Origin of the sequence: Oscillatoria sp. FACHB-1407, from assembly GCF_014697545.1 — a bacterium.
GTDB lineage: Bacteria > Cyanobacteriota > Cyanobacteriia > Elainellales > Elainellaceae > FACHB-1407.
On sequence record NZ_JACJSA010000032.1, the window covers coordinates 1 to 13,654 of the forward strand.

The window sequence follows — 13,654 nt, forward strand, 5'->3', positions numbered from 1 at the left end:
CGGCGTGGCTCAGTCCATCGAGTGGGGGCAATTCCTTCATAGCAAAAGCTTACCATCTTCTGTCAAAGCTGGGCTCAGGTCAACCCAGTTGAGCAATTACGGATCACCTTATGCGAGAGATTATCCTGACTGCTTAGCGATTGTAGAGCAAAAAGTTAAACCTGACAGAATAGTTAACAAATACAGCAAATCCGCTCGTGAAAAATGGTGGCTCTATGAGAGAGCACGACCAGAGCTAAATGCAGCAATTACGGGTTTAACACGAATGTTTGTTATTCCTCGTGTTAGCAAGTTTTTTACCGTCTCAGTTTCTTCTACAAACGTTGTTGCAAGTGAGGCAACAGTAGTAATTGCCTCAGAATCATTTGCAGATTTCGCACTACTTCAATCCTTATTTCACCAACTGTGGACATTTTCATATCAAAGCAGCCTTGAAACACGAGGTAGATATACACCTTCTGACTGCTTTGAAACTTTTCCCTTCCCCACACCCGATCCCTCAGACCTCAGCACCCAATTCCCAACCCTCAACGCGATTGGCGAAACCTACTACACCCATCGTCAGGCAGTCATGCGTAATCGGCAGGAAGGGCTGACTAAAACCTACAACCGCTTCCATGATCCCAATGAGACAGCAAATGATATTCAGAAATTGCGAGAGTTGCACATTGAGATGGATCGGGAGGTAGCAAACGCCTACGGCTGGCAAGACCTCGACTTAGGGCACGATTTCCACACCACTAAACAAGGCATCCGCTTCACCATCAGCGAAACGGCAAGACGCGAAGTGCTCGATCGGTTGTTGGAGTTGAATCATCAACGGTATGCCGAGGAGGTTGCCCAGGGTTTGCACGATAAGAAAAAGGCAAAGGGCAAAGGGCAGAAGGCAAAGGGCAAAGCTCAACCGTCTAAAGTAGACTCAGAGAAACCAATGCAAGGTAGCTTATTTTAATGAGCTACCAATTTCCGATCTTTGAGGTTCCAGTAGATGCTGCCGAAGCAGAAGAAGCAATGGGCAGTAGGTTCAAATTCTGGTTCAAGCATCCAGAATTTGGGAACTGTCTCTTTAAGCAAACCCGCTCCAATACAGGTGAAGACTGGACAGAAAAAATCGCGGCTGAACTGGCTCAATTATTAGGATTGCCTCACGCAACCTACGAACTGGCTGTATGGCGAGGACAAAATGGGGTAATCTCACCGAATTTCTTACTCGAAAATACTGCACTGATTCATGGCAATGATATTCTCGCTGGCTTGGCATCAAACTATCCCAGAGATCAAGGTTATCGCCTGTCCCAACATACAGTCTCCATTGTTTGTGCAGCCCTCAAAAGACCAGGCTTACAACTCCCGCTCGGCTGGGTTTCACCCCCAGGTATTACTGAAGCCATATCTACTTTTGTAGGCTACTTGCTCCTAGATGCTTGGATTGGCAATGGCGATCGCCATCACGAAAACTGGGGATTTGTAGTGCGCTTACCAGAGGGAATTCCCCATCTTGCTCCAACCTATGATCATGCGTCTTGCTTGGGACGGGAATTACTGGATGCCAAACGGCAAGAGAAACTACAGCAGCAAACCGTTAAACAGTACACTGAAAAATCCAGATCCGCTTTTTATCAGCAGCAGGGTGATAGACGACCAATGCTGACGTTTGATGTCTTTGTAGCGATCGCCCGTCAATATCCCCGATCAGCCAAGATATGGCTCAACCAATTAGCCAAAATCTCACTACAAGAGGTGAAAGACCTCCTTCAGCAAGTCCCAGGCAGTCGAATCTCTCCAGTTGCTCTAGAATTTGGATACCAAATGCTCGAAATTAATAGAAGCAGGCTATTGCGCTTACAAAAGGACTTAACTTGAAAACCCTATTTCTAGCTTGGCAAGACCCTACCTCCCGAACCTGGTTTCCAGTCGGGAAGCTGACCTATGAAGAAGGTCTGTATCAATTCAGCTATCTTCAGGGAGCAATCGAAGCCAAAGAAAAGGCAAACTTTCAGCCTCTCTGGTCATTTCCTGAGTTCTACCATACTTATACTTCTGCCGAACTTTTTCCTCTTTTTGCTAACCGCCTTCTACGTCCTTCCCGTCCCGACTACAAAGATTTTGTACAGTGGCTTAATATTCCCGAACAACAAGACGACCCAATTGCGCTTCTAGCCCGCAGTGGAGGCAGACGTAAGACTGATAGCTTCGAAGTTTTTCCCTGCCCAGAGCGAGATGAGCAAGGTAATTATCACATCCATTTCTTTGCCCACGGACTGCGACACTTCCCCGACTCTATTCAGCAGTACGTCCAGTCTCTTCAGCCCGAAGCTCCATTACTCGTAACCCATGACCTTCAAAACCCAGTTGATTCACGTGCCCTAATCCTAAGAACCGAGGATCTACACTTTGTTGGTTACTGCCCTCGTTACCTCACCCAAGATGTCTTTGAACTCATCTCCCATTTCCCTAAACAAGTTAGCGTAACTGTAGAGCGCGTAAATCCTCCGCCAACACCGCTCCAATTCCGTTTGCTATGTAGTTTGACTGCTACTTGGTCAGAAGATTTTCAGCCCTTTTCCAGTCCCATTTATCAACCGTTAGCAGAAGAAAATTTTGAGGCGATCGCCTGACCTGAATTACAAGTTACAAAAGTGGCGATCGCAAGATTTTGCGGGTTTACTAGAAAAGGAACCCGGGAAACTGCATCGAAATGCCCTTTGAGATCATTCATAAGCCCACATTCACCAACCAACTCCTCGCCATCCCCAAAGAGCGAGTCATCCAGATATTAGAAAAGATCGAGGTTTTGCGAGATGATCCGAAACCTCATGGGAGTTTGAAAAAGAAGCTGCACGGCTATAAGGGAGACATTTACCGCCTCCGTTCTGGCGATTTTCGCATTATCTACACCTATGGCGACGGTTGGGTTGCACTTCTGGGCGTTGATGCCCGTAAGGATGTCTATAGAGGTGACAAGCTAGTTGCTGAAGAGACGGAGGTTGATGTCACTCCTTTTTCCAGGCTCGATGATTTGTTGACCCTTGAAAAAGCCCCTTCTCCTCAACCTAAATCCTCTCAGCCCGACAACCTACTCCCTGTCGAGCTAACTGAAGATCTGCTCGATCGACTCCTCATCCCCAAAGCTTGCTTTCCTACGCTCCTCGCCTGCCGCACCTTTGATGATTTGCTAGATGCGGTCGTGCCCGATGGGGTACGCGATCGCCTGTTTGACTGCATCACGGCTCCTAACTTCGACCAGGTTCTCAACCAGCCAAACTTTGTCACGGGCAGTTCCGATGAACTCTTGCGCTTCAAAGAAGGAGATTTACTAGGATTCTTGCTCAAACTCAACTCTGAGCAGGAGAAATTTGTCACCTGGGCAGTCAACGCAACGGGTCCAACGCTTCTCAAAGGTGGTCCTGGTACAGGCAAAAGTACTATTGCGCTTTACCGCACCCGTGAGATTCTCAAGCAGCTTCAAGCCACTGGGGTAAGCCAGCCTCGAATTCTCTTTACGACTTACACCAATGCACTCGTTACCTTCTCTGAACAGTTGCTAGGGCAACTTTTGGGCAAGGATGCTCAGTTTGTAGAAGTAAAGACATCAGATACTCCGATGTATTCGTTGATCTGCCAATCCACCGGGAAGCCCAAAATTGCGAACGCTAAGGATTTACTCAAGCTGGTTCAAGAAGCAGTCCCCAAGGCGATCGCTACCCTGGAAGGCAACGTTCTGCAACAGCAAGCCCAACGGCTCATTCTGCAACGACTCCAGCCAGAATATCTGGTTGAGGAACTGAGCGAAGTCATTGACGCTAGAGGGATTGAAACGCTGGAAGATTACCAGGCAACTCCTCGCACAGGTCGCAGCATTGCGCTGAACAAAACTCAGCGTCAAGCGATCTGGAATTTACGGCAGCATTTCAATCAATTCTTGGCAAGTCAGGGTTTGGAAACCTGGGCACAAATGCGAAACCGTGCCTTAGCTCTGCTGCAATCACTACCTCAGCCCCCTGTTTATGATGCCGTCATTGTTGACGAAGCACAGGATCTCAGCCCAACTGTCCTACGATTCCTGGTTCAACTTTGCCGAGAACCGAATCGCCTCTTCATTACTGCGGATGCAAACCAATCCATTTACGGCAGCAGTTTTCGCTGGAGTGATGTTCACCAATCGCTAAAGTTCGTCGGACGAACAGGTATTCTCAAAATCAACCATCGCACTACTCAAGAAATTGGGGAAGCTGCCTACTCTTACCTCCAAGAAGGCACCCTGGACGAAGACGACAATGAACGCCTCTACATCCATACAGGTCCATCCCCTGCTGTTCGTGCGATCGAGGATCGAGTCACAGAAGGAAACCTTTTAGCTCAGTTTTGCCGCACCGCTGCCCACGAATTTCGACTGGGACTGGGAGCGTGTGCCATCCTGGTTCCATCAGAGAGAGCCGGAAGGAATATCACAGGGCAACTGAACCACATGGGAATTGAAGCTCAGTTCATGAACAGCAAAGACCTAAAGCTCAAGGGTAAAGGCGTAAAAGTACTGCCGCTCAAAGCTGCAAAAGGTTTAGAGTTCCCCATTGTAGCGATCGCTGGTTTTCTAGAGACCTCTTATCCCGGAATTACCAAAGGGATGACTCCAGAAGCGGCGGCTGAAATCCTCAACCGAGAACGGCGCACCCTTTATGTTGCTATGACCAGAGCGATGCGTGCTCTTCTAGTGCTGGTTCCTGCTCAAAAACCCTCTTCGCTCCTGCAAACCTTTGATCCCCAACTTTGGAATCTCGGCAATTCATGAAGATCATTAAGCTTCCATCCATTCTCCCTGGTGACTTAGATTTGTTAGCTGTCAATCAGCAGTTGCGCGATCGCACTGCCGAACTAGATTGGAGTTTGGTTGTGTCAGCGTCTGAGCAGCATCTGGCTGTATTACTGGCAGGTTTAGATCTCTCTGATGATGCAGAGGTACTGGGCGACAGCACCTTATCGGAAACGATCGCCGCAAAAGTAGTGCAGGTACTTGAGTCATTACCAGCACAGCCTAAAATCTCTCAACCAAAATCAACTGAATCCAAAGTTACCCCTGCTATCTGGCAATCAGATACTTCAGGGGAAATGTTAGATACTCACCCTCCTTTTATTCAGGGAGAAGCTGAACTGGAGGGAACACAAGATGCAGATGCGACTGATTTCTCTGTTGGAGAAGGAAGGAAAAACAGAGGTAAATACCCTGGTTCGGCTCTCCCACGCGGGGAGAAGGGGTTGGGGGATGAGAGGGCAATCCTCGAACCACCCTCCTATTACAAAATCCGAGCTGAGCTAGAACAAGCAGTCCTCGCTGATCTCTTAGGTCCGGCGGGGGGAGAGTACGAAGAAGTCGATGAAGCACGAGTGAGCGATCGCTACTTAGTTGGCTTACTCGCCCCGTTACACCGCCGTAACCGCCCCGACCAACCGGATGACCAGCTAGAACAAACCGATGAACTGGCAGCCGCCAAAACCGGAACGGTTGAAGAAGGGACAGAACAACTGGATGACCTGGCGATTGGTGGGACAGGTACGATCGACGATGGCGCGACTGAAACGACCAACCCAGCGATCGAAACCATGTTTCCCTCCTCACTCGGTATGAGTTTTTGCGTGAGCGGGACTGCCAAAACCATTCGCATCAAAGCAGGATGGGGACAATACGAGCGCACGAAGAGTGAATACTGGGAAACACCCACAGGCACACCGAAAACGGTTTGGCGCAGGTATCCAGTGGTGGGGCAATCTCCTCCTATTCCCCTTGAAACGGGTGGAATTGATTCCTGGCGCATTGACCCAGATCGAGACGTGTATGTGCGGGGGCAGGTTCGCCCTTGTGGAGACGACTGGATTATCAGTTTGTTCTTAGTGAACGAACAGCGGGAACCGGATCGCTCTCCTGACCAGGCATGGCTATTTCAACCTGAATTGAGCGTTGAGTCTGCCGACCCCAATCAACCCGATATTTTCCTTCGCAAAGCTCAACAGCGATCGCTCGGCAAACTTGACCCCGTGCAGTATGCCGAAGAACAAGCGATGGAAATGCTCTATCGCCATCAAGTAGAATTTGCCGCTGGGCATGGAACTGGAGTTCACGCCGAATTAGCCCAGGGCAGTACCGACCGGGCAACTCGTCTTCGGACCTGTGTTGTCCCCACCTACGAAGTTCCCAAAACTGATGCTCCTACCCCTGACGAAATTCCAGGACTGACAGGACTTGTTCTAGATATGAAGGAGTTAGCCGAGTCTACGGCGACTGACTTGATTGGTAAACTCACTCCCCTGGTCACAGCTTATGCCGACTGGATTACCCACCAAGCGACTCGTATCACTGATTCAATGGCTAAGTTGCAGGGGTATGAAGCGATCGCTAAAGATACCCTAGCCAACTGCACCCGCGCATTAGAGCGAATTAGAACAGGTTTAGACCTTCTGCAATCTGATCCACAAGCCTTAGAATCATTCCAATTCATGAATCGGGCAATGTGGCAGCAGCGGGTTCATTCAATCCTTTCCGAACAGAAACGTCGAGGCGAGGAGGTTGAACTAGACACGGTTGATATTTCTAAAAACCGTTCCTGGCGACCGTTCCAGCTTGCCTTTATTCTGCTGAACCTGCCTAGCATCACTGACCTAAACCATCCCGATCGCAGCCATGAAACCGAGGCGATCGCCGACTTGCTCTGGTTCCCAACAGGCGGTGGTAAGACGGAAGCCTATCTGGGACTAACCGCTTACACGATCGGACTCAGGCGATTACAGGGAGTCGTCGCCGGACGCTCTGGAGAATCGGGTGTTGCCGTTCTCATGCGCTACACACTACGACTCTTAACCCTCCAGCAGTTCCAACGAGCAACTGCCTTAATCTGTGCCTGTGAAGCCATCCGCCGGGAGAATCCCGTCAAGTGGGGCAAAGAACCGTTCCGCATCGGCTTGTGGGTGGGTCAGAAAACTACACCCAACCGCACGGAGCAAAGCGAGGAATTCCTCAAACAAAAGCTGGGGCAGTATCAACCGACTAGCAGTGGCTCTCCTCACCAGCTTACGAATTGCCCCTGGTGTGGCTCTAAGATTGACCCTGGTAAGCAACACATCAAGGTAGAGTCGTTTGCCAAAGGACAGGCACGCACTCTGATTTACTGTGGGGATGCGCTGGGTCGCTGTCTATTTACTCAAAAACAATCACCCACTGAAGGTTTACCAATTCTAGTGGTGGATGAAGAGATTTATCGGCGTTTGCCAACGCTCTTGATCGCAACGGTCGATAAGTTCGCTCAGATGCCCTGGAATGGGGCGGTTCAAATGCTGTTTGGACAGGTTGAAGGCTATTGTCAGCGGCATGGATTTGTATCCCCCGAATTCCAGAAGGATTGTTCCAGTAGTCACCTTGCCAAATACGGTCAGCCCCTAGCGAAAACTCTTCCCCACAACCCGTTGCGTCCACCCGATTTGATTATCCAGGACGAGCTACACCTGATTAGTGGACCGCTGGGAACACTGGTCGGTCTATATGAAACGGCTGTTGATAAGCTTTGTTCCTGGATGGTAGACGGTAAAACCGTTCGTCCCAAAGTCATTGCTTCAACCGCAACCATTCGCCAAGCTCGCGAACAAATTCATCACCTTTTCCTCCGCCAAGTGCAGGTCTTTCCGCCGCAAGGCTTGGATGTCACCGATAATTTCTTCTCCCTCCAGCGCGAACCAAGCGAGGAGTATCCTGGACGGCGCTATCTGGGCATTTGTGCCACAGGACGCAGGCTCAAAGCTGCACTGATTCGGGTTTACACCGCTGTGCTTGCCGCATCTCAGGCACTTTATGAAAAATATGGGGAAGCCGTTGACCCCTGGATGACAACCGTGGGCTACTTCAACTCCATGCGAGAGTTAGGCGGGACACGACGACTCGTGGATGACGACATCCAATCACGCTTAGGCAAGATGGATCAACGGGGGTTAGCACGGCGATCGCGCATTGAAGTCAAAGAACTCACCTCCCGTATCGCCTCCACCGATATTCCCATCGTCCTGGATGCCCTGGAAGTCCCCTTTAACCCAAATCGGGACAAGAAAACTGATCCTCGTAAACCCATCGACGTGTTGCTGGCAACCAACATGATTTCGGTGGGTGTAGACGTGCGGCGATTAGGCGCGATGGTGGTAACAGGTCAACCGAAGACAACAGCAGAGTACATTCAGGCGACTTCCCGTGTCGGACGAACCTTTCCCGGTATTGTCTTCACTGTCTATAACTGGGCACGACCCAGAGATTTGTCTCACTACGAGCAGTTTGAACATTATCACGCCACGTTCTATAAACACGTTGAAGCTCTTTCGGTTACACCGTTTGCCCCGCGTGCGATCGATCGCGGTCTAGCCGCACTACTTGTTTCATTGGTGCGATTGAAGGGTGTTGAACTCAACAAAAACGACAAGGCTGGACGAATCGATCGCAATCATCCCTACATTCAAGAAGCCGTTGATGCGATCGTGACTCGTGCTGCTAATGTCAATGGACCTAAAACAGGAGAACTGGTCAAGCAAGCTCTAGAAACGAAATTAGATTACTGGTTAAGCCAAATTTCCAAGTTAGAAGGTGGAGCGCAGCTTGGATACCAGTCACAGAAAGATGGAGTAACAAAGGGGTTGCTGGAGCACCCTGATGCTTATGGATTGAAAACCTTCACCTGTCTCAATTCCCTGCGAAATGTGGAACCAACGATCGGACTCATCCTCGACGATCGCATTCCTGACGACGACTTTCGTTCTCCCCAACCCATGCCCAGTTCATCGTGAGAGGTTTTATGGCACAAGCACAAACTCGCAATAAAGTCGGTGAACTGCGTCCTAGCCAAATTCTCTTTTCGGCTGGCATTGGCTCTGTGATAGATCTGCCCAACCTTTCCACAATGGTGATGGGATTAGATGATTGGGATATTACCCACGCCACAGAACTGGGAGAGGAACGGTTACTTGCAGCCGTGAAGCGATCGCTCAGTCATTCGGTCAAACGACTGCTGTCACCACCCCTACCCCCTGAATCCGATAGCGTCCCTAATTTACTCGATGAGAGCCAACGTGTTGGCATTCCAGTATCCCCTTTCCCCACTTGGATGCTCTGTCCAAACTGTCGTCTGCTGGCTCCACTCCAATCCGGACTGTTTGATCTGAAGACCGATCGCTTCCGTCCCGACCAAAACCGCTATATCCATACCAACTGTCCGAGAGGAAAGTTCCCACCCACCGTGATTCCTGCCCGATTTTTAGTGGCGTGTAAGCATGGGCATCTGGACGATTTCCCCTGGCGATATTTCGTTCATCGCGGGGTTGATTGTGGAGGGGGTACATTACGACTGAACGAGTACGGTGTGTCTGGTTCTGCGGCAGATATTGAAGTGAAATGCGATGGTTGCGGTGCGAATCGCCGGATGTCCGATGCCTTTGGTGAACCGGGCAAGAAGTTTATGCCTCAGTGTCGCGGTCGCCACGTTCACTTGCGGAATTTTGATGAGGGCGGCTGTGACCAGCAGATGGTGGGTATTTTGCTGGGCGCTTCCAATAGCTGGTTTCCGATAACCCTCTCTGCCCTCTCGATTCCAACCGCAGTGGATAAGCTGGCGCAGTTAGTTGAGAAGCACTGGACGGTGCTGGAGAAAGCCGTCAGCCTGGAAGTTCTAGCAGCTTTTCGGCTGATTGGGCAGTTGAAGGAGTTTGCCAAGTATTCAGATGCGGAGCTTTGGGCACAGGTGCAACAAAAGCGATCCGCAACCTCAGATGATGGGGACGAGGAGTCAAAGGATATCAAAACTCCAGAATGGCAGATGTTCTCCAATGCTGATACGAGCCTTAACTCGGCAGATTTTTGGCTCACACCTGTTGCCGCGCCCAAAGGCTACGAGTCTTACTTCAATAAGGTGGTGTTGGTTGAACGATTGCGAGAAGTTCGTGCCCTAGTCGGATTCACCCGCATCGAATCTCCTGGAGACTTTGTGGAAACGGGTGAGATTCCCGAAGATTTCTGGGCACCGTTAAGTCGTCAGGAACCAAAATGGGTGCCAGCTACGGAAGTCCGTGGTGAAGGGCTGTTTATTCAGTTCAGTGAACAGGCGATCGCCCAATGGGAAAACTTGCCTCAACTGAAGGATTACAAGAAGCAGAGCATAGAGGCACATCAGCGTTGGCGCACAGCACGTTCCCTTGACCCCAATGCCAATTACCCCGGTGTTCGCTATATTCTCTTGCATTCCTTTGCCCATGCCCTGATGCGACAGTTAGCGATCGAGTGCGGTTATACCGCAGCCAGTCTGCGGGAGCGGATCTACTCGAAATCTCCTCAAGATGATAACGGACCAATGGCAGGGATTTTGATCTACACTGCTGCCCCCGATAGTGAAGGCACATTAGGTGGCTTGGTGAGTTTGGGTGAACCTGCTGCCCTCGGTCGCCATATTGATCAGGCATTAGATCAAATGCGACTGTGCGCTTCCGATCCCTTGTGTGCAGAGCATAGTCCTTTACAGAACCCGAATGTTCTCCATTGGGCTGCCTGCCATGCTTGCCTCTTCAGTCCAGAAACGTCTTGCGAGCGAGGGAACAAGTATCTCGATCGCACGCTGCTTATTCCAACAGTCAAGACCGAACTATCCTCGATCGCCTTCTTCAAGGATCTGATGTGACAACCTTCTCACCCAATCTGCTGGAACAAGTTCGCCAAGTCACTCAGGAGGTGCCCACCTCAACCTTGGACTCCCTGATTAAAGTTCTCATGGCAGCGGAACAGGGTGAACCATTTCAGATGAAACCCAAACTCCTGCAACTCCTGCCCAGAGGATCATGGCGACAGGCGGTGAGCAACCTAGTTGATGTGTGGAAGGCAGAAGCAAGTGAATTGGATGGGAAAGCAATGGCGATCGCTCTTTCAACGGCTGCTCACTGTCAAGCAAAATTGCGTCAGGAATTATCAGCAGAGTTGGTTTGGACAGGACCGAATCCCTCATCCCTTCCAGTGCGGCGAACCGATCAAGCTTTGCTACAACTGATTCGAGCCGCACAGCAGGATCTCCTGATTGTCAGCTTTGCCATTTACAACATCCCTGAAATTGTGAAGGCATTAACGGCTGCGATCGATCGAGGCGTTAAGGTTCGCATCATTGCTGAAACGCCAGAAGCAAGCAATGGCAAGATCGCCTATGGAATGGCAGCCAGCTTTGGTTCTCAACTCCTAAAACGTACTCAGGTCTACATCTGGCATAAAGACAAGCGCCCAGTAGATGAGCAAGGACGATACGGTTCCCTTCATGCCAAATGTGCAGTTTGTGATGGGCAGCATCTGTTCATCTCTAGTGCAAACCTGACTGAATATGCAATGTCACTCAATATCGAGATGGGAGTCTTGATTCACAATTTAAGTCTAGCCCATCAAGTAATTGAGCAAATCAATAGTCTGATCTCGAACGGTGATTTAACTCAGTGGGAGAGTTCTGCGTCATCTTTAGAAGAATTATCATAGTACCTTCTATAGAACCAGCGATCGCACCCAACTGCTGATGAATGTAGCTCCACAAAAGTAATGGTGTAGCTGCCGATTGTACTGCCCTGTTGAATATTTGACACTGCTTGGATCTAGATCGGTATATACAGTTAAATTTTCCACTCACTAGGGAAACTAATTAAATGGAGACAGATAGCATCTAGTGTCGCAGTGGCGCAAATTGTAGTTTCCCTACTCACTAGAGCACCGGTCATGTAGTGCCAGAATGCCATAACCCTGGTATAAGGACAGAAAAGCGTTGAGAGGAAAACCAATGCGACCAGAGTTATGGCATCCCCCAACTGAGTTGTCCGCTGCCGAGCAAAAGATTGTGAAGCTGATCAAGCGGGCAAAATTATTTGTGTTTCTGCGCCAGAACCGACACGAACTGTTTGATGATGAATTTCAACACGCCTTAGCGCAGATGTATGCGGATAAACCGAAAGGGCATCCCCCCATTGCTCCCGCGTTGTTGTGTTTAGCCATCATCTTGCAAGCCTACACTGGCGCATCGGATGACGAAGCCATAGAAGCGTTGGTCATGGATCGGCGGTGGCAGTTGGTGCTCGATTGCCTTGATTGTGAGCAAGCCCCGTTTGCCAAGGGAACGTTGGTGGAGTTCCGTGCCTTACTGATTCACCATGAGATGGATCGGCTGTTAGTGGAGCGCACCATTACTCTGGCGCAAAAACGAGGCGGATTTAGCAGCCGCAGTTTAAGAGCAGCACTGGATTCCAGTCCCTTATGGGGTGCTGGGAAAGTGGAAGATACCTACAATCTATTGGGACACGCTTTGAGAAAGGCATTAAGCGTGATTGCTCGTCAACAGGGGCGGGAGTTGACGGAAATTGCGACGGCAGCAGGTGCACCGATGCTGGGGGCATCCAGTGTGAAGGTTGCACTGGATTTGAACTGGGATGACCCACAGGAACGCCAAGTTGCCTTGGCATTGACCTTGCAAGCCCTGACGCAGGTCGAGACCTGGGTTGCGGAGCAAGCGTTGCCACCCTCATCGGCTCTAACCCAACCAGTCCAGCAGAGTTTGTCAGTCGCTCAACAAATTGTCGCTCAGGACGTGGAAACCAGCGAAACGGCCGTGTCCAACTGAAGCGTGGCGTGAGCAAGGATCGTCGCATTAGCATTGAGGATGCTCAGATGCGGCATGGTCGGAAGAGTAAGCACCAACGAGTTGATGGATACAAACGCCATCTGCTGAGTGATTTGGATTGCGGCCTGATCCGTGCGGTTGGCGTGACGCCTGCTAATCGTCCAGAAGCTAGTGTGACGGATGCACTCAGCCTCGACATCAAGCAGCAACAGGTGCAATTGAGTGAACTCTACATTGACCGAGCCTATCTCAGCAGTTCCTGGGTTAAGCAAAGACCGCCTGAGTTGACCATTTACTGTAAAGCCTGGCCCGTTCGGAGCCGCACCAACCAATTCCCCAAAACCGCCTTTACCTTGGACTGGGACGCGGAGACGCTGACCTGCCCCAATCAAGTTCAGATGCCGTTACGCTTGGGTAAAACCATTCACTTTCCCAAAGCTCGTTGTGCGGCTTGTCCCTTCAAAGAGCAATGCACCAGCAGTAAACAGGGGCGTAGCGTCACCATTCATCCCGATGAACAGTTCCTCAACGAACTGCGACAACGCCAGTTATCCCCGCAAGGACGAACCAAATTGCGAGAACGAACCGCTGTCGAACATGCCCTGGCTCATGTCGGGCATTGGCAAGGCGATCGGGCTCGTTACATTGGGCTGCGGAAAAACCTTTTTGATCTGCGTCGCATGGCGATCATTCATAATCTCCATGTCATTGCCAGACTAGCTGATGCTCCTCAACCCCAAGCAAGTTGATTTGGTGACCGGTGCTCTAGGGAAACTAATTGAATGGAGACCCCAGGAGGTAAAAGTGCAATTGGTATAAGAACGTGTGCAGGCATGCTGGGATGAAGCTTATGTTCGAGCTCCTCATCCCTTGACACTGGTGCGTTCTACCAATGAATATTAAATGTCAAGCTCTTGGAGGTGACGTGACAATCAAGTTGACGGACTAATGTATTGAGACAGCAGAACTCAATTAAGTTTAGATCAACACTAATAACAGCT

7 protein-coding genes and 1 pseudogene are annotated in these 13,654 nt (G+C 50.2%); all 8 read left to right on the forward strand.

Going from position 1 to position 13,654, the window contains the following annotated elements:
* Positions 1-952 (forward strand): type IIL restriction-modification enzyme MmeI (locus tag H6G89_RS31385; protein ID WP_339384574.1); only part of this gene is annotated, 952 nt, incomplete at its 5' end.
* Entirely contained in the window at positions 952-1,863 is a 912-nt protein-coding gene (locus H6G89_RS31390; protein ID WP_190513950.1) for a HipA-like protein, read from the forward strand. The genes H6G89_RS31385 and H6G89_RS31390, both read left to right, overlap by 1 nt.
* Positions 1,860-2,618 (forward strand): HIRAN domain-containing protein, encoded by a 759-nt coding sequence (locus H6G89_RS31395; RefSeq protein ID WP_190513951.1) that lies wholly within the window; start codon positions 1,860-1,862, stop codon positions 2,616-2,618. Before H6G89_RS31390 ends, H6G89_RS31395 begins: the two co-directional genes overlap by 4 nt.
* Before the next feature lie 80 nt (positions 2,619-2,698).
* Entirely contained in the window at positions 2,699-4,789 is a 2,091-nt protein-coding gene (locus tag H6G89_RS31400; RefSeq protein ID WP_190513952.1) for a UvrD-helicase domain-containing protein, read from the forward strand.
* Positions 4,786-8,811 carry a DISARM system helicase DrmA gene (gene drmA, locus H6G89_RS31405; RefSeq protein WP_190513953.1) on the forward strand — a complete coding sequence of 1,342 codons (4,026 nt, stop codon included), beginning with the start codon at positions 4,786-4,788 and terminating at the stop codon, positions 8,809-8,811. The genes H6G89_RS31400 and drmA overlap by 4 nt, the downstream gene beginning before the upstream one ends.
* A gap of 8 nt (positions 8,812-8,819) precedes the next feature.
* The gene (gene drmB / locus H6G89_RS31410; RefSeq protein WP_190513954.1) at positions 8,820-10,691 is read left to right on the forward strand and encodes a DUF1998 domain-containing protein; all 1,872 of its coding nucleotides are present in this window, start codon (positions 8,820-8,822) and stop codon (positions 10,689-10,691) included.
* Positions 10,688-11,524: a DISARM system phospholipase D-like protein DrmC gene (gene drmC, locus H6G89_RS31415; RefSeq protein ID WP_190513955.1), complete on the forward strand. Its 837-nt coding sequence runs from the start codon at positions 10,688-10,690 to the stop codon at positions 11,522-11,524. The genes drmB and drmC overlap by 4 nt, the downstream gene beginning before the upstream one ends.
* A gap of 295 nt (positions 11,525-11,819) precedes the next feature.
* Positions 11,820-13,402, forward strand: a pseudogene (locus H6G89_RS31420) (IS1182 family transposase).
* Positions 13,403-13,654 lie beyond the last annotated feature (252 nt).

Excerpts from the sequence above, each read along its gene's own strand:
- H6G89_RS31390 (WP_190513950.1), top strand. The coding sequence starts at position 952 with ATGAGCTACCAATTTCCGATCTTTGAGGTTCCAGTAGATGCTGCCGAA.
- H6G89_RS31400 (WP_190513952.1), top strand. The coding sequence starts at position 2,699 with ATGCCCTTTGAGATCATTCATAAGCCCACATTCACCAACCAACTCCTC.
- drmA (WP_190513953.1), top strand. The coding sequence starts at position 4,786 with ATGAAGATCATTAAGCTTCCATCCATTCTCCCTGGTGACTTAGATTTG.
- drmB (WP_190513954.1), top strand. The coding sequence starts at position 8,820 with ATGGCACAAGCACAAACTCGCAATAAAGTCGGTGAACTGCGTCCTAGC.